Origin of the sequence: Pseudomonas sp. (genome assembly GCF_037994325.1) — a bacterium.
Classification (GTDB): Bacteria; Pseudomonadota; Gammaproteobacteria; order Pseudomonadales; family Pseudomonadaceae; genus Aquipseudomonas.
Genome location: NZ_JBBNAH010000726.1, coordinates 1 through 16,251, shown reverse-complemented (window position 1 = coordinate 16,251; position 16,251 = coordinate 1). Strand labels below are relative to the sequence as shown.

Sequence of the window (16,251 nt, the reverse complement as noted above, 5' to 3'; positions counted from 1 at the left end):
CGCCGTGCGGCACACCAGAATTGCCATTATCGGCACCGGCTTTTCCGGCCTCGGCATGGCCATTCGCCTAAAGCAGCAAGGCGACAATGATTTTCTGCTGTTTGAAAAGGAAGCCGGCGTTGGCGGCACTTGGCGCGTCAATAATTACCCCGGTTGTGGCTGCGACGTGCAATCGCACCTGTATTCCTTTTCTTTTGAACAGAACCCGGAGTGGACGCGCATGTTTGCCCGCCAGCCGGAGATCAAAAGCTACCTGGAAGGCTGCTGGAGTAAATACCGCCTGCAGCACAATACCCTGCTGGAAACCGAAGTCGCCGGCATGCGTTGGGATGATCAGGCTGAGTTGTGGCGTATTCATGACCGCGCCGGCAATCACTACACCGCGCAGTTTGTCGTGTCCGGCATGGGCGCCCTCTCCACGCCGTCGATCCCCAACATCAATGGCGTAGAAAACTTCGCCGGCAAGCTGTTCCACTCCCAGCAGTGGGACCACGACTACGACCTCACCGGCAAGCGTGTGGCAGTGATAGGCACCGGCGCCTCGGCCATTCAGTTTGTGCCACGGATTCAAAAACAGGTCGGCCAGCTCGACCTCTATCAGCGCACCGCGCCCTGGATCATGCCCAAGCCCGACCGCGCCATCAGCGAAAAAGAGCGCGAGCGTTTCAAGCGCTTCCCACTGGCACAAAAAGTATGGCGCGGCTTGATCTACGGCGTGCTGGAAAGCCGGGTGATTGGTTTTGCCTTGCTGCCTCGGATCATGAAACTGGCCCAATGGGTCGGCAAAGCGTTTATCAATAAACAGATCAAAGACCCGGTGCTGCGCGCCAAGGTCACGCCCAACTACACCATGGGCTGCAAGCGCGTGTTGATCTCCAATGACTACTTTCCGGCCCTGACCCAGCCCAACGTGGATGTGATCACCGACGGCATTCAAGAGATCCGCGCTAACAGCATCGTCACCGCCGATGGCCAGGAACGGCCCATCGACGCGATTATCTTCGGCACCGGCTTTACCCCAAGCGACCCCTTGCCCCGTGGCGTGATCTTTGGCCGTGACGGTGTAGACCTGCTCGACACGTGGCCCGAAGGCCCGCAAGCCTACAAAGGCACCCTGACCGCCGGCTTCCCCAACCTGTTTTTCCTCATGGGCCCGAACACCGGCCTGGGCCATAACTCCATGGTCTACATGATCGAATCGCAGGTTCAGTACGTGCTCGGCGCGCTCAAGTTGCTGGATAAACAGAACCTGCAAAGCCTGGAAGTGAAGCGCGACGTACAGGACCGTTTTAACGCCAAGATTCAGGGCCAGTTGGGCAAAACCGTGTGGAATGCCGGCGGCTGCATGAGCTGGTACCTGCACCCAGTGAGCGGCCGTAACTGCACGGTATGGCCCGGTTTTACCTGGCGCTTCCGCCTGTTAACACGCAACTTCGACCCTGCCGCCTATCACTTCAACCGCGCACAACCGGCGCACCCGGCCCAAGGTTATCTACCCAATGCCGCGCCCACCGTGGCCCAGCAAAGCGAGGTGACAGCATGAAGTCCTTTGAAAATAAAGTGGCCGCCATCACCGGCGCCGGTTCCGGTATTGGCCGCGCCTTGGCCTATGCCCTCGCCCGCCAGGGCTGCCATTTGGCTTTGGCCGATGTGAACAGCGAAGCGTTGGCTGAAACCGCCAGCACCGCGCGCAAGCTGGGCGTCACGGTCACCGAGAATCAGGTCAACGTCGCCGAACGCGAGGCCGTGCATGCCTGGGCTAACCAGGTGGCGCTCGACCATGGTCGCGTGAATATGGTGTTTAACAACGCCGGCGTCGCCCAGGGCGGCACCGTGGAAGGCAACGACTACGCCGACTACGAATGGATCATGAACATCAATTTCTGGGGCGTGGTGTATGGCAGCAAAGCGTTTCTGCCCCACCTTAAAGCCTCAGGTGACGGCCATATCGTTAACGTTTCCAGCGTCTTCGGCCTGTTCGCCCAGCCCGGCATGAGCGCTTATAACGCGACCAAATTTGCCGTACGCGGCTTTACCGAATCGCTGCGCCAGGAGCTGGATATGGCCGGTGGCGCGGTGTCGGCCAGTTGCGTGCACCCAGGGGGGATCAAGACCAATATCGCCAAGACCGCGCGCATGAATGACAGCTTGAGCAAGGTCACCGGCCAAGCCGCTGATCAGGCCCGGCAACAGTTCAACGACCAGCTGCTGCGCACCACACCGGATAAAGCGGCGCAGGTGATTTTGCGCGGCGTGTTGCGTAACAACCGGCGGATTTTAATTGGTGCCGATGCCTGGGTGCTGGATGGCATGCAGCGTTTGCTGCCGTCGCTGTATCAGCGCTTGGTAGTGGGATCAATGAAGCTGGCGGCGCGGTTTGCGCCCAAGCCTAAGCGCGGGGTGGGTGAGCCAAAAGCTACCGAGTAACCAGAGAACGACGCGATCCGTAGGGTGTATGTGCGCACCAATCGGTTTAATGGTGCGCACAGCACACCCTACGGATCTGTGGCCTCAGGCCATGTCCGTCCTCGGCAGCCACACCCTGATCAACGAAAACAAGCGCTCCAAATCCAACGGTTTGGCCAGGTAATCACTGGCCCCCGCTTTCAGGCATTGCTCTTGGTCGTCCTTCATCGCTTTCGCTGTCACGGCGATAATCGGCAGCTTGGCAAAGCGTGTGTCCTGGCGAATACGGCGGGTGGCTTCATAGCCGTCCATTACCGGCATCATCACATCCATTAGCACCAAGTCGATATCTGGATATTCCTCGAGCTTGTCCAGTGCCTCCTGGCCATTGCCAGCGCTGATTACCTGCACGCCCTTTTCATCCAGCGCGCTGATCAAGGCATAGACGTTACGCATATCGTCATCCACCACCAGCACTTGGCGGTTCACAAATACTTCGTCGCGATTGCGTGCGGCCTTGCTCGGTGCCTTGCGCAGGCTACCGGCCGGGGTTTCCACTTTGTGCAGAAATAGCGTCACCTCATCCAGCAATCGTTCGGGCGAGCGCGCGCCTTTGATGATGATGGAGCGCGAATGGCGACGCAGGCTCTCTTCTTCGCCACGGGTCAGTGGCCGCGAGACGTAGACAATCACCGGCGGGTAGGCATCGATATGCTCATTTGCCATTTGGGTGAGCAGCTCATTGCCGTGCATATCCGGAAGTTCCAGATCGATAACCATGCAATCGAACGGCGTACGACGTAGCAGGTCCAGGGCCTGCCGCCCATGGGACACAGCGGTGACTTCGATATCCAAGCCTTCCACCAATTGCGCAATGCTGTCGCGTTGGCGAGCGTCGCCTTCCACCACCAATAAGCGCTGCACCTTCTGCGTCAGCCGTGCCTCCAGGCGCGAAAATACCTCCACCAGCGACTCACGGGTGGTCGGCTTCTGCGCGTAACCAATAGCGCCCAGGTGCAGCGCCAGTTCCGTGCGGTCGTCGGTGGAAATCACGTGCACAGGAATATGCCGTGTACTGGCGCTTTCCTTAAGGCGTTGCAATATCGATAGCCCCGGTTCATCGGGCAAACGCATATCCAGCAAGATGGCGTCCGGCTGGTTATCGGCCAGCAATCGAAACGCCTCGCTTGAGCTGTGGGCCACCAGGCAGCGGTATTTCAGTTCATGGGCGAGATCGAACAGGATTTGCGCAAATTTGACTTCGTCCTCGATCACCAACACACAGCGACCAGGCATATCGTGCCGGTCGCGGTCGTCGGGGAAACTCTGTTGTGGCTTGGCCAATGCATCGTTAGCGGACGGTTGGTTTTCACGGGTGTTCACAGCAGTAGGCTCATTGCCGAGGAACAGCCGATTGGTATCCAGCCCTTGAGTTGGTAATGGCTGTGCGTAATTGAGCGGCAGCCACAGGGTGAACTGGCTGCCCTTGCCGGCCTCGCTGTGTACATGAATATGGCCGCCTAACACCTCGGCCAGATTGCGTGAAATCGACAGGCCCAGGCCGGTGCCGCCAAAGTGCCGGTTTATGCTGCCATCGGCCTGGCGAAAGGCTTCGAAAATAATGCTCTGCTGCTCAGGGCTGATGCCAATGCCGCTGTCGCTGACGACAAAGGCCACACCACCGTCGGCCGGCTCGATACTCAGGCTCACGGCACCCGCGCTGGTGAACTTAAACGCGTTGGACAGCAGGTTTTTCAGCACCTGCTCAACGCGCTGGGTATCACTGACAAAATGCACCGGTGCATCACTGGCCACCCGCACCTCAAACGCCAAGCCCTTCTCCACCGCCTGCGGCTGGAACAACACGTCCAGGCCATGGGCCAGGCGTTTTAGCGAGGTTTCTTCGGGACGAATTTCCAAGCGCCCGGCTTCGACCTTGGACAGGTCGAGAATGTCGTTGATCAGCGCGAGCAAATCTTTGCCTGAGGAATAAATCAGCTCGGCATGGCGAGTCTGCTGTTCATCAAGATTGCCCTTGGCGTTGTCAGCCAACAGCCGCGAAAGAATCAGCGAGCTGTTCAGCGGCGTGCGCAGTTCGTGGGACATATTGGCGAGAAATTCAGACTTGTAGGTACTGGCCCGCTGCAACTCGCTGGCCCGTTGTTCCAGCTCGCTACGGGCCTGGGCCAGGGCATGGTTGCGCTCATCCAACTCATCGCGTTGACGGGTGAGAAACTGAGTCTGCTCGTTGAGCTGGTCGTTGGTCTGTTCCAGTTCGGCCTGCTGCTGTTCCAGATTGACCTGCGATTCCTGGATCAAACGCGACTGGTCTTCCAACTCTTCATTTGCGCTACGCAGCTCTTCCTGCTGCACCTGCAACTCTTCGTTGAGCTGCTGGGTTTCGTGCAACGACTCCTGCAGGCGCTGGCGATAGCGCGCCACCTCGATGGAGGTACCGAGACCATCGGTAATCGACTGCACAAAGGTTTGCTCGCGCTCAGTCAGCTCACGCATAAAGCCCAACTCGAGTACACCGTTGACGTCACCATTGTTCTGGATCGGCGCGAGCATCACCGAAGCCGGGGCATCGCTGCCCAGCCCGGAGTTGACCGTCAGGTAGCTGCCGGTAAGCCCGGCGACCACCCTCGCGCGCCTTTCAACCGCCACTTGGCCGACAAGCCCGGTGCCATCGTTAAACGACTGCGGCTTGGCTTGCTGCTCAGCGTCAAAGCCATAGTCAGCCACCCGCTCCAGCTCACCATGGTCCTGACGCACGTAAAACGCGCCGACCACCATATCCAGGTAACGGCCGAGAAAGGCCAGCGCGGTCAAACCAATCGAGGCGGTGTTGGGCTGACCAATGATGCTTTCGGCCAATTGCGACTGTCCTTCGCGCTGCCAGGCTTGCTGTTGCAACTGTTCGGTAACCTTCTCTTGCTGACGCAGCAGGGAACCGTAGAAGTTCGACAGACCGATCAGTTCACGGCGTCCGAAAAAAGCCAGAATGCCGCTGAACGACAGGTTGAATAGCGCATACAAGCTGATGGTAACGATGGCCGTGATGCTCGCCCGTTCGTTACGGTCGTGGCGCAGTTGCTGCTCGGCGGAGATAAAGTCGCTGAATTTATTGCGGATGCTGTCCATCAGTGAGCCGCCCGCCACTTTCACCGTAGTAGGCGGCGCATTGCTCGCCTGGCGCTGCTCAATCAGCTTGGCCGCCGCCAGCGCCCAGCGCTGTTGCAGATCTTCGATATCGCGCAGGCGCTCGACTTGTGCCGGGTTGTCTTTGACCAGGTCGCGCACGCTCTGCATATGCACGCCAATGCGTAGCCGCGCCTCTTCGTATGGGGCTAGCACGTCCGCTTCACCGCCAATCAGATAACCACGTAAACCGGCCTGTTGGTCGATGGTCAGGCGGTAACCTTCATTGGCCTGGGCGATAACCTGATCGGTGTGTTCCACCCAACTGAGCACGTACAGCAAATAAGCGATCAGGGCGATAAACAACCCAGTGCCAACAACCCCCGAACCAATTGGCAGCGCCAAATTGCGGGTCAACATACGGCGAAAGGCGTGCTCATCGACAGTGGCGGCACTGTTCATCTCGAGTCCTCCGAATTGAACAAGTCATGGGGCTGGAACATGGATGCCGGTTCCCTGACATCCGTTCAAACAACCTGAGGGAAATCCTGAGGTTGTTTGAAATGTAGCTGTATTGAGGGGGGATTGCGCTGTGGCGTTTGGTTTAGAGCTCGGCATTGCCCAAACCCACTCGGGCAGTGCCCTCTCCCATTTGCGGGCGAGGGGAGCAGATTAGCAATTAGCCCGCTAACACCCGCGCCAACGTAGCGCGCACTTTGTCCATGCCATCGTCCAGCGCCCGCTCGATTTCGGCCATGGTAATCACCGCGTGGGTCTTACCCGCTGCCGGGTTTACCACCAGAGCCAGGCAGGCGTACGGCAGCTCCAGTTCACGAGCCAGCGCCGCTTCGGGCATGCCGGTCATGCCGATGATATCGGCGCCATCTCGCTCCAAACGGGTAACTTCCGCCACGGTTTCCAGACGCGGCCCCTGGGTGCAGGCGTAAACCCCGTGGCTGCTATAGGACACGCCCTCGGCAGCCAGGGCGTCGATTAACTCATTGCGAAGGATGTCGTTGTAGGGGTAGCTGAAGTCGATATGGGTGACATGCTCCAGCTCGCCAGCGAAAAAAGTGTGCTCGCGGCCATGGGTGTAATCAATGAGCTGGTGCGGTACGCAGAAGTGCCCAGTGCCCATGGCAGCATGAATACCGCCCACGGCATTCACCGCCACCACCACATCGGCGCCGGCATGTTTCAACGCCCAGATATTGGCCCGGTAGTTCACCTGATGCGGTGGAATACGGTGCGGGTGGCCATGGCGGGCGAGAAACAGCACTTCACGGCCGGCATAGTTGCCGCGCATGATCGGCGCCGAGGGCGCGCCATAGGGTGTGTCGATATTAAGCACGGCACTGATGGTCAGGCCTTCGAGTTTGGTCAGGCCAGTGCCGCCAATAATTGCGTAAACGGTCATCGCAGGTTTCCTAGCGGATCAGATGAGTTGTGCAGCTTGCAGATCGCCCACGGCTTGCAGCCAACGCGGGCTCTGCTTGTAATCGGTGCTAGCGAAACCTTGACCACGCATACGCGCCAGGCCGCTGGGTGGCGTCACCTTTAGCCGCTGCAACGCGCTTAGGGCCAACTCGGCGGCTGCGCGGTCATTGCAGACCAAGCCCATATCACAGCCGGCGCTAAGTGCCGCCTCAATACGGTTGGCGGCATCGCCGACCACATGGGCGCCAGCCATGGACAGATCGTCGCTGAAAATCACCCCATCAAACTGCAACTCGCCGCGCAAGATGTCCTGCAACCAGCGACGCGAGAAGCCCGCAGGCTGATCGTCCACTTGCGGGTAGATAACATGGGCCGGCATCACGGCTGCCAGCTGCTTGCTCAGACGGGCAAAGGGTTGCAGGTCGTTGGCGCGGATCTCGTCGAGGCTGCGCTCGTCCACCGGTATCGCAACATGGGAATCGGCCTCAGCCCAGCCATGACCGGGAAAGTGCTTGCCGGTGGCAGCCATGCCGGCGGCGTTCATACCCCGGATAAAGGCGCCGGCCAGCAACGCGGCACGCGCCGGGTCGCCATCAAAGGAACGGCTGCCGACTACGGCGCTGCGTTGGTAATCCAGATCCAGCACCGGCGCGAAACTAAGGTCCAAGCCTACCGCCAATACTTCCGTAGCCATCAACCAACCGCACTGTTCGGCCAGCCATTCGGCATTGGCATTGTCGGCCACCGCGCGCATTGCCGGCAGGCGCACAAAGCCTTGGCGCAAGCGCTGCACCCGGCCGCCCTCTTGGTCTACCGCCAACAACAAATCCGGACGCACGGCGCGAATGGCTGCCGAGAGCTCACGCACCTGGCGTGGGTCTTCGATATTGCGCGCGAACAAGATCAGGCCGCCCACTTCAGGCTGACGCAGAATCTGCCGGTCTTCAGCGGTCAGCCAAGTGCCGCCGATATCCAGCATCAAAGAGCCTTGTAGGCCAACAGTCATAACAAATCCTTAGCAAAGGTCTGCCGTGGCCCACTGCGGGCACGCGGCTTCGTCAATTTTTACTGGGCAGTGGATAGGAACGCGGTCGAAGAGTTCCAGCACGTCGCTATTGCGTAAGCGGATACAGCCGTGGGACAGCGGTGCGCCCATGGACTCAGTGTCGGGCGTGCCGTGCAGATAGATGTAGCGGCGGAAAGTGTCAACGGCGCCGAGGCGATTGATCCCCGGCTCGCAGCCACTGAGCCAGAGAATTCTGCTCAAAATCCAATCGCGGCCGGGAAACTTCTCATGGAGCTCATAGGACCAGGTTTCGCCGGTCCAACGCCGCCCGCGTAACACCGCGCCAAGGGGCAAACCGGCACCGATCTTGGCACGTACCTGATGCAGACCACGGGGGGTTTTGTTCGAGCCGCTTTGCTCGCCGGCGCCGTTAAGCGCGGTAGACACTGGTAGACGCAGCACCAAGCGCCCGTTGGCAAAGCCGTAGAGCTGCTGGTCAGCGATGGAGATGTGTAGCAAGTCGAGAATCGTCATGGGCGGCAAGCTTAGCCGATCCCGCCTGCCGCTGGCAGCAGGCGTTTAACGGCTACACCTTGCTGGGCGACGGTGCCGGCGCGGAGGATTTGCTGCGCGGACGCAACTGCGCGGTGGCCAGCGCATCGTCGGTAACACCTGTTTCGGAGCGCATGCCAGCGGCCAGGAACGGCACCATCAGACGCATCACCTGCTCAATTGACGTATTAACGCCAAAATCGGTCTCGGCAATCGCCCGCAGCGCCTTGATACCCGACATGCTGAACGCCGCCGCGCCGAGCATAAAGTGCACGCGCCAAAACAGCTCAATAGGTGGAATACGCGGCGCCGCTTCGTGAACCAGCTGCATATAACGGCGGAACACCTTGCCGTACATGTCTTCCAGATAACGCCGCAAGTGGCCCTGGCTTTGGCTAAATGCCAGACCCAATAAGCGCATAAAAATCGACAAGTCATTGCCGCTGCGCGGCTTTACCGCCAGGGCCTGCTCCACCAGCATTTCCAATAGCTCTTCGAGGCTGGCTTTGCTTTCTGGCTTAGCTTGGCGGCGATCCAGCTCACGTTCGAGGCTGGTGCAGAAAGGACCGAGAAAACGCGAAAACACCGCTTGGATAAGCGCTTTTTTCGAACCGAAGTGATAGTTCACGGCGGCCAGGTTGACCCCAGCTTTACTGGTAATCAAACGGAGGGATGTCTCGGCAAAGCCTTTCTCCGCAAATAGTTGTTCTGCGGCATCCAGGATGCGTTCGACTGTTTCTGACTGAGCCATGGGAATCACCTGACAAACACTTGTTTGAAACATACGTTTCAAGCGGCGAATTTGTCAAGTCGCATTAACCGTATTTTGGCTGATCAGTCACGGACTGCTGTAACTGCCCTTCCCTGCTCGAGTTCTTAGCGCAAAATGCAGTGCGATTACCTTCCAATAAAAAGAACGATTGCCAAGCGCCGATCACTGTATATAATCCCAGTCACTGTATAAAAAGACAGAGACCGGACATGCTAAAACTGACGCCACGCCAAGCCGAGATTCTCGCCTTCATCAAGCAATGCCTTGAAGACAACGGTTACCCGCCCACTCGCGCAGAAATCGCGCAACAGCTGGGCTTCAAATCGCCCAACGCCGCGGAAGAACATCTGAAGGCCTTGGCCCGTAAAGGCGCCATTGAGATGACCCCTGGCGCCTCCCGTGGCATTCGTATTCCGGGTTTTGAACCGAGCAACGAAGAAGAAGGCCTGCCCATCATTGGTCGCGTTGCAGCCGGTGCGCCGATTCTGGCCCAACAGCATGTTGAAGAATCTTGCCGCATCAACCCCGAGTTCTTCCACCCTCGCGCCGACTATCTGTTGCGCGTGCGCGGCATGAGCATGAAAGACATCGGCATTCTCGACGGCGACTTGCTGGCCGTACATACCACGAAGGAAGCGCGTAACGGTCAGATCGTGGTCGCCCGCATCGATGACGAGGTCACTGTAAAGCGCTTCAAGCGCGAAGGCGACAAAGTTTGGCTGATCGCTGAAAACCCCGAGTTCGCCCCCATCGAAATCGACCTGGAAGCCCAGGATCTGGTTATCGAAGGATTGAGTGTCGGCGTTATTCGCCGCTGAGGAGGCTGTATGCAGTTCCCACAAGCGCTGGACCGTACCCAACTGCCATTGTTCGACGCCTTCCTGACGCCCTCGTCGGCGCCGCTGTTGACCGATATTGTTGAAACCGGTTGGTTCGAAGAGCCAGAACCAGAGACCTTCAGCGAGCTTTCGCTGCGTGGCGCTGCCGGGAACTGTCTGCACCTGCTGGCCCCGATCCTGCGTGAGCTAAGCCAGGAACAGGAGGCCCGCTGGCTAACCCTGATTGCCCCGCCCGCCAGCTTGACCCAAGCCTGGCTGCGCGATGCCGGCCTGAACCGCGAACGCATTCTGCTGCTGCAGCCGCGCGCCGGGCAAAGCCCACTGGAGTTGGCCTGTGAAGCCTTGCGCCTGGGCCGCAGCCATACAGTGGTGAGTTGGTTACACCCGTTACACCGTCCGGCACGCGATCAACTCGCCCATGCCGCACGAGAAGGCAAAGCGCAGAGCCTAAATATCAGCTTGGGTTGATAGCCGGGTTACAAGGGTTGATGCGTTTAGCACACCCTACTGAGCTCGTAGGGCGTGCTATGCGCACCAACCCTCGATCTCAACTCAGCAAAAAATCAGTGCAGAACGCGCGGACCTTCGTCTTTCTCGAAATCACCTTCGGCCAAACGGCCAGCCATCTGTACGCCCACATTGAGCATGGCTTTGGCGACTTCGACGTGGTGCCCCTGCAGGAATGCTTTCGCATCTGCGGAGAAGTCCAACACCACTAATGCCTCCTCATCCTCGGCACGACGCAAGGCAATGCGCCCGTCGGGCAACTCGACAATTTCAAGAAAGGATGTAGGCATAAACTTAAATCTCCACGTGAGGCAGGCAGTGTATCAGCCTGCCGCCTCTCTCCCCTAGTCCAACCATCTGTTCAAACGGTCAGAAACCAGGCAAAGAGTTAGCACTCGCTCAGGGTTTCCCGAAAGCGCAACGCCAGAACCTTGAGTTGCTGACGCCAGCTTTCCAGTTCGGCGCGCGGCAATAACGGCTCTTCTTCATCAAGGCTGTAGGCCTGGATCAGCGGCAAGGTCGGATCGACTTTGGCTTTCGCTGGCGCCTTGGGCGGCTGGAACAGAGCTTGGTAAGCGCTAATTAACTGGGCCAACCAAGTCTCCGATTGCTGCGCCAATTCCACCAGCTCCGCCAGCTCAGGACTTGGCGTAGCGCCAAGAACTTCCTTGGTCAAAATTGCCTCAACGCGCGGCACATTCACTTCATCGAAGCGGTAGTAGCCCGCCACTTCATGGCAAATACCCAGCAAAGCGCCATACAGGTGAAACAGACAGGCTTCACGCTCGGCAAGAATTAGCGCAGGCGCATTGACCGCCTGACCGTCTTCGGCACGTCGCCAAGCCTCCAGCGACAAGCCAGCGAAAAACAGTTTTTGGTTGGTGCGAGTGTATAGCTCATGGGCCATTGCGGCGCCCTCCACAGCAGCAGACAGAGTCACTATACGCGCGCCAGGCTGGCTGGCGCGCGTGCTAGGGATTAACGCTTGTCTTCGACCTTCCAGGCATTGCCGTCGTAGAAGGCGCGCCAGCCGGTCGGCTTGCCTTCCACTTCGGTCTGCACGTACTGCTCTTTGGTCTTGCGGCTGTAGCGCACGACAGCAGGACGGCCGTCCGGGTCTTTTTTCGGCGCGGACATCAGGAAGTGATACTTCGGATCGATCTCGTCTTTGTGCGGAATCAATTCGATGATCAACGGCGCGCGAGTTTCGCGGTTTTTCGGGAACTGGCTAGCGGCGAGGAACAAGCCGCTGGCACCGTCGCGCAGTACGTAGGTGTCGTTAACCTTTTCGCACTTGAGCTCCGGCATTTTCACCGCGTCCATTTTGGGTGGCGCCGGCTCGCCGCTACGCAGCAATTTGCGCGTGTTCTTGCACTCAGGATTGGTGCAGCCAAAGAACTTGCCGAAGCGGCCGGTCTTCAACTGCATCTGGCTGCCGCACTTGTCGCACTCCAGGCTCGGACCTTCGTAGCCTTTGATGCGGTACTGGCCCTGTTCAATCTCGTAACCCGCGCAATCGGGGTTATTACCGCAGATATGCAGCTTGCGGGTTTCGTCGAGCAGGTAGGCATCCATCGCCGTGGCGCAGATCGGGCAGCGGTGCTTGCCGAGCAGAACCAAGGATTCGGATTCACCTTCATCGTCGGCAGCAATTTCGTCGCCCGGAATCAGGTTAATGGTCGACTTGCAGCGCTCTTTCGGCGGCAGGCTGTAGCCCGAGCAGCCGAGGAACACGCCGGTGGACGCGGTGCGGATCATCATATGACGACCACATTCGCGGCAGGCAATGTCCGTTGGCGTCGGCTGGTTGGCACGCATGCCGTTGTCGCCTTCCGATGCCACTTCGAGCTTTTTCTTGAAGTCGCCGTAGAACTCATCCAGCACGTTTTTCCACTCGCGCTCGCCTTGGGCGACGTCGTCGAGGTTTTCTTCCATGCCGGCGGTAAAGCCGTAGTCCATCAGGTTGGAGAAGCTTTCGCTCAAGCGCTCGGTAACGATATCGCCCATCATCTCGGAGTAGAACCGACGGTTATGCAGCGCCACATAGCCGCGCTCTTGAATGGTCGAAATAATCGCTGCGTAGGTGGATGGGCGGCCGATGCCACGCTTTTCCATCTCTTTCACCAGGCTGGCTTCGGAATAGCGTGCCGGCGGCTTGGTGAAATGCTGGCTTGGGTCGAGCTTAATCAGCTTCAGCGCTTCGCCTTCGCTCATGTCCGGCAGCACGTCGTCATCACCCGGCTTGCTGATTTGCGGCATGGCGCGGGTGTAACCGTCGAACTTGAGGATGCGGCCTTTGGCGCGCAGTTCGAACTTACTGGCCGCCACACTAACGGTGGTGGACAGGTATTCAGCCGGTGGCATCTGGCAGGCCACGAATTGGCGCCAGATCAGCTCGTACAGCCGCTCGGCGTCGCGTTCCATGCCCGACAGCTGAGTGGGCTTGAGGTTAACGTCAGACGGGCGAATCGCTTCGTGCGCTTCCTGCGCACCTTCTTTGCTGCTGTACACGTTGAGCTTGGCCGGCAGGTACTTTTTGCCGAACTCACCTTCAATAAAGTCGCGCACCATGGTCACGGCATCGGCCGAGAGGTTGGTGGAGTCAGTACGCATATAAGTGATGTAGCCAGCTTCGTACAAACGCTGGGCCATCATCATGGTTTTCTTCACGCCAAAGCCCAGACGGTTACTGGCCGCCTGCTGCAAAGTGGAAGTAATAAAAGGTGCAGACGGTTTGCTGCTGGTCGGCTTGTCTTCGCGCTTAACAATGCTGTAGGCGGAGTCTTTGAGCTTGGCCAACGCTGCGTCAGCTTGCTGCTTGTTCAGCGGCTTGAAGGCTTCACCGTTTTCGCGGGCCACTTCAAAGCGCACGCTGGCGCCTTTGGCGGTACCGAGGTCGGCGTGGATTTCCCAGTACTCTTCTGGGTTGAACGCGCGAATCTCGCGCTCACGCTCCACCACCAGCTTTACCGCTACTGACTGCACACGGCCGGCAGACAGGCCACGGGCGATTTTCGCCCACAACAGCGGCGAAACCATGTAACCCACTACGCGGTCGAGGAAACGACGTGCTTGCTGGGCGTTAACACGGTTGATATCCAGCTCGCCCGGTTTGGAGAAGGCTTCCTGGATAGCTTTTTTGGTGATTTCGTTAAACACCACACGCTTGTAGCGGCTGTCGTCACCACCAATGGCTTCGCGCAGGTGCCAGGCAATGGCTTCCCCCTCGCGGTCCAAGTCGGTTGCGAGATAGATGGTGTCAGCATCTTTGGCCAGGCGGCGCAGCTCTTCGACGACCTTTTCCTTACCAGGAAGAATTTCGTACTTGGCTTTCCAGCCATGCTCGGGGTCGACGCCCATGCGTGACACCAGTTGGCGCTTGGCTTTTTCCTTGGCGCTCAGCGCCGGGGCTTCTGCTGCGGCAGCCTTCCCACGTTTGACCGGCTCTTTAGTAGCACTGGCCGAACCGCTGGTAGGCAGGTCACGGATATGGCCGATGCTCGACTTCACCACGTACTGGTTGCCCAAATACTTGTTGATGGTCTTGGCCTTGGCCGGGGATTCCACGATGACCAGCGATTTGCCCATGGATCGGAGATTTCCTGAATTTGAGTACTGAAAAGCGGGAGGCCGCCTTTCGCGGCACCGCTATATATAGTGGCGACTAAGGTGAGGTCAAGGACGGATCGCGTCTAATGCCAGCTCAAGGCCGCACGAAGCGCTCAGGTTCGGCCTCGATCAGAGCAAAGCGCAGCATAGTCTTGCCGTCCACCTCGACCGTTCCGGTGAACATGCTTAGCGGGCGTACCCACAAGCCGTATTCCCCGTAGAGCGCCTGATACACCACCACCTGTTCTTCCGTCTCCGAGTGCCGCGCCACACCGATTACGCGGTACTCGGGGCCTTTGTAGTGGCGATAGAGGCCGGGTTGTAACTGCATCAGGGGCTTCCTTATATCTGCAAAAAATAAAGTTAGTTCTGACAAAAATAAAAACCGGGGCGCTTGGCCCCGGTTGTAACCGCCTTGCATCTTGAGTGCGCTCGTCGCCGAGCGTTCCCTTAGATGCGTTCGAAGACGGTGGTGATGCCTTGGCCGAGACCGACGCACATGGTCGACACGCCAAAAGTACCGCCATTCTGCTTCATCACGTTCAGCAAGGTGCCGGAGATACGCGCACCAGAGCAGCCAAACGGGTGACCGAGGGCAATCGCGCCGCCGTGCAGGTTAACCTTCTCTTCCATCTTGTCGAGCACTTTCAAATCCTTCAGCACGGGCAGGGCCTGTGCGGCGAAGGCTTCGTTGAGTTCCCAGAAGTCGATGTCGTTGATGGTCAGACCCGCACGTTTCAGCGCTTTCTGAGTCGCCGGAACTGGACCGTAACCCATGATTGCCGGGTCCACGCCAGCCACTGCCATCGAACGGATCACGGCCATCGGCTGAATGCCAAGGTCTTGAGCGCGCTGAGCAGACATCACGATCATGCACGAAGCACCATCGGTGATTTGCGACGAAGTACCGGCAGTAACGGTGCCACCTTTCGGGTTGAAGGCAGGCTTCAACGCAGCCAGGCTTTCCAGAGTGGTATCCGGACGAATGGTCTCGTCGAAGTCGAATACTTTCAGGAAACCGTTCTCGTCGTAGCCTTGCATCGGGATGATTTCATCCTTGAACTTGCCTTCGACGGTGGCTTTGTGGGCCAGACGGTGCGAGCGCTCACCGAATGCGTCCTGCGCTTCACGGCTGATGCCATGCATCTTGCCGAGCATTTCAGCGGTCAGACCCATCATGCCCGAGGCTTTGGCCGCGTACAGGGACAAATGCGGGTTTGGATCGACGCCGTGCATCATGCCAACGTGGCCCATGTGCTCCACGCCACCGATGACGAACACGTCACCGTTGCCGGTCATGATCGCCTGCGCTGCAGTGTGCAGGGCGCTCATGGAGGAGCCGCACAGGCGGCTAACGGTTTGCGCGGCGCTGGTGTGCGGGATCGGGGTCATCAGCGACGCCATGCGCGCGATGTTCCAACCTTGCTCCAGGGTCTGGTTTACGCAGCCCCAGATCACGTCTTCCACTTCAGCCGGGTCCAGCTTCGGGTTGCGTGCCAGCACGCCGGTAATCAGTTGCGCAGACATGGTTTCTGCGCGGGTGTTGCGGTGCATGCCGCCTTTGGATCGACCCATCGGGGTGCGACCGAAGTCGACAATCACCACGTCTCTTGGATTCAGGCTCATAAATTCACTCTCGCTCTATGCGTTACGCGCTTAACCGAAGAAGCTCTGGCCGTTGGCGGCCATCTCACGCAGCTTCGCGGTGGGGTGGTACAGCGCGCCCAGGTCGGCGTATTTGTCAGCCAGGGCGACGAACTCAGCTACACCGATGGAGTCGATGTAACGCAGTGCACCACCACGGAAGGGAGGGAAGCCGATGCCGTAGATCAAGCCCATATCGGCTTCAGCTGCGGTTTCGACAATGCCGTCTTCCAGGCAACGTACGGTTTCCAGGCACAGCGGAATCATCATGAAGTTGATGATGTCTTCATCGGTCACTTCACGCTGTTCGGTGATGACTGGCTTGAGCACTTCGTAAG

14 protein-coding genes and 1 pseudogene are annotated in these 16,251 nt (G+C 58.7%); 4 read left to right on the top strand and 11 right to left on the bottom strand.

Translation table 11 applies throughout. From position 1 onward, the window contains the following. Positions 1–4 precede the first annotated feature (4 nt). Entirely contained in the window at positions 5–1,543 is a 1,539-nt protein-coding gene (locus AAAB16_RS24210) for an NAD(P)/FAD-dependent oxidoreductase (RefSeq protein WP_340665641.1), read from the top strand. Then, positions 1,540–2,427 carry an SDR family NAD(P)-dependent oxidoreductase gene (locus AAAB16_RS24205; protein ID WP_340665640.1) on the top strand — a complete coding sequence of 296 codons (888 nt, stop codon included), beginning with the start codon at positions 1,540–1,542 and terminating at the stop codon, positions 2,425–2,427. Before AAAB16_RS24210 ends, AAAB16_RS24205 begins: the two co-directional genes overlap by 4 nt. An 84-nt stretch (positions 2,428–2,511) precedes the next feature. Here the strand turns inward: AAAB16_RS24205 and AAAB16_RS24200 are convergent, their stop codons facing one another. The 5 genes from AAAB16_RS24200 to AAAB16_RS24180 form a co-directional block, all read right to left on the bottom strand. Continuing rightward, a complete protein-coding gene (locus AAAB16_RS24200; RefSeq protein WP_340665639.1) occupies positions 2,512–6,009 on the bottom strand; it encodes a response regulator in 3,498 nt (1,165 codons plus the stop codon). Positions 6,010–6,226: 217 nt separating this feature from the next. Next, positions 6,227–6,964, bottom strand: a complete 738-nt coding sequence (locus AAAB16_RS24195) for an S-methyl-5'-thioinosine phosphorylase (protein ID WP_340665638.1) — start codon at positions 6,962–6,964, stop codon at positions 6,227–6,229. A gap of 18 nt (positions 6,965–6,982) precedes the next feature. After that, positions 6,983–7,990, bottom strand: coding sequence for a beta-N-acetylhexosaminidase (nagZ, locus tag AAAB16_RS24190; RefSeq protein WP_340665637.1), 1,008 nt, complete (start codon positions 7,988–7,990; stop codon positions 6,983–6,985). A 9-nt stretch (positions 7,991–7,999) separates the two neighbouring features. Then, positions 8,000–8,524 (bottom strand): L,D-transpeptidase, encoded by a 525-nt coding sequence (locus AAAB16_RS24185; protein ID WP_340665636.1) that lies wholly within the window; start codon positions 8,522–8,524, stop codon positions 8,000–8,002. Positions 8,525–8,576: 52 nt separating this feature from the next. Further along, positions 8,577–9,293 carry a TetR family transcriptional regulator gene (locus tag AAAB16_RS24180; protein ID WP_340665635.1) on the bottom strand — a complete coding sequence of 239 codons (717 nt, stop codon included), beginning with the start codon at positions 9,291–9,293 and terminating at the stop codon, positions 8,577–8,579. Between the two features lie 230 nt (positions 9,294–9,523). Here AAAB16_RS24180 and lexA point away from each other — a divergent pair, with 230 nt between their 5' ends. Together lexA and sulA are read left to right on the top strand one after the other, a co-directional pair. Next, positions 9,524–10,132 (top strand): transcriptional repressor LexA, encoded by a 609-nt coding sequence (gene lexA / locus AAAB16_RS24175; protein ID WP_340665634.1) that lies wholly within the window; start codon positions 9,524–9,526, stop codon positions 10,130–10,132. Positions 10,133–10,141: 9 nt separating this feature from the next. After that, positions 10,142–10,621 carry an SOS-induced cell division inhibitor SulA gene (gene sulA, locus AAAB16_RS24170; RefSeq protein ID WP_110614759.1) on the top strand — a complete coding sequence of 160 codons (480 nt, stop codon included), beginning with the start codon at positions 10,142–10,144 and terminating at the stop codon, positions 10,619–10,621. A 95-nt stretch (positions 10,622–10,716) separates the two neighbouring features. Here sulA and AAAB16_RS24165 read toward each other — a convergent pair whose 3' ends face one another. The 6 genes and pseudogenes from AAAB16_RS24165 to fadB all read right to left on the bottom strand — a co-directional run. Continuing rightward, complete coding sequence (locus AAAB16_RS24165; RefSeq protein ID WP_110614760.1) at positions 10,717–10,950, bottom strand: hypothetical protein; 234 nt, start codon at positions 10,948–10,950, stop codon at positions 10,717–10,719. A gap of 98 nt (positions 10,951–11,048) precedes the next feature. Then, positions 11,049–11,567, bottom strand: a complete 519-nt coding sequence (locus tag AAAB16_RS24160; protein ID WP_340665633.1) for a DUF6586 family protein — start codon at positions 11,565–11,567, stop codon at positions 11,049–11,051. A 71-nt stretch (positions 11,568–11,638) separates the two neighbouring features. After that, positions 11,639–14,248 carry a type I DNA topoisomerase gene (gene topA, locus AAAB16_RS24155; RefSeq protein WP_340665632.1) on the bottom strand — a complete coding sequence of 870 codons (2,610 nt, stop codon included), beginning with the start codon at positions 14,246–14,248 and terminating at the stop codon, positions 11,639–11,641. 115 nt (positions 14,249–14,363) lie between these two features. Further along, positions 14,364–14,600 (bottom strand): DUF1653 domain-containing protein, encoded by a 237-nt coding sequence (locus tag AAAB16_RS24150; protein ID WP_340665631.1) that lies wholly within the window; start codon positions 14,598–14,600, stop codon positions 14,364–14,366. A 119-nt stretch (positions 14,601–14,719) separates the two neighbouring features. After that, positions 14,720–15,895, bottom strand: a complete 1,176-nt coding sequence (gene fadA, locus AAAB16_RS24145; protein ID WP_110614764.1) for an acetyl-CoA C-acyltransferase FadA — start codon at positions 15,893–15,895, stop codon at positions 14,720–14,722. A 30-nt stretch (positions 15,896–15,925) separates the two neighbouring features. Next, positions 15,926–16,251 (bottom strand): annotated as a pseudogene (gene fadB / locus AAAB16_RS24140) (fatty acid oxidation complex subunit alpha FadB); the annotation flags it as partial.

Bases quoted from the DNA above. Each gene is read 5' to 3' on its own strand.
- AAAB16_RS24205 (WP_340665640.1), top strand. From the start codon at position 1,540: ATGAAGTCCTTTGAAAATAAAGTGGCCGCCATCACCGGCGCCGGTTCC.
- AAAB16_RS24200 (WP_340665639.1), bottom strand. From the start codon at position 6,009: ATGAACAGTGCCGCCACTGTCGATGAGCACGCCTTTCGCCGTATGTTG.
- AAAB16_RS24195 (WP_340665638.1), bottom strand. From the start codon at position 6,964: ATGACCGTTTACGCAATTATTGGCGGCACTGGCCTGACCAAACTCGAA.
- nagZ (WP_340665637.1), bottom strand. From the start codon at position 7,990: ATGACTGTTGGCCTACAAGGCTCTTTGATGCTGGATATCGGCGGCACT.
- AAAB16_RS24185 (WP_340665636.1), bottom strand. From the start codon at position 8,524: ATGACGATTCTCGACTTGCTACACATCTCCATCGCTGACCAGCAGCTC.
- AAAB16_RS24180 (WP_340665635.1), bottom strand. From the start codon at position 9,293: ATGGCTCAGTCAGAAACAGTCGAACGCATCCTGGATGCCGCAGAACAA.
- lexA (WP_340665634.1), top strand. From the start codon at position 9,524: ATGCTAAAACTGACGCCACGCCAAGCCGAGATTCTCGCCTTCATCAAG.
- sulA (WP_110614759.1), top strand. From the start codon at position 10,142: ATGCAGTTCCCACAAGCGCTGGACCGTACCCAACTGCCATTGTTCGAC.
- AAAB16_RS24165 (WP_110614760.1), bottom strand. From the start codon at position 10,950: ATGCCTACATCCTTTCTTGAAATTGTCGAGTTGCCCGACGGGCGCATT.
- AAAB16_RS24160 (WP_340665633.1), bottom strand. From the start codon at position 11,567: ATGGCCCATGAGCTATACACTCGCACCAACCAAAAACTGTTTTTCGCT.
- topA (WP_340665632.1), bottom strand. From the start codon at position 14,248: ATGGGCAAATCGCTGGTCATCGTGGAATCCCCGGCCAAGGCCAAGACC.
- AAAB16_RS24150 (WP_340665631.1), bottom strand. From the start codon at position 14,600: ATGCAGTTACAACCCGGCCTCTATCGCCACTACAAAGGCCCCGAGTAC.
- fadA (WP_110614764.1), bottom strand. From the start codon at position 15,895: ATGAGCCTGAATCCAAGAGACGTGGTGATTGTCGACTTCGGTCGCACC.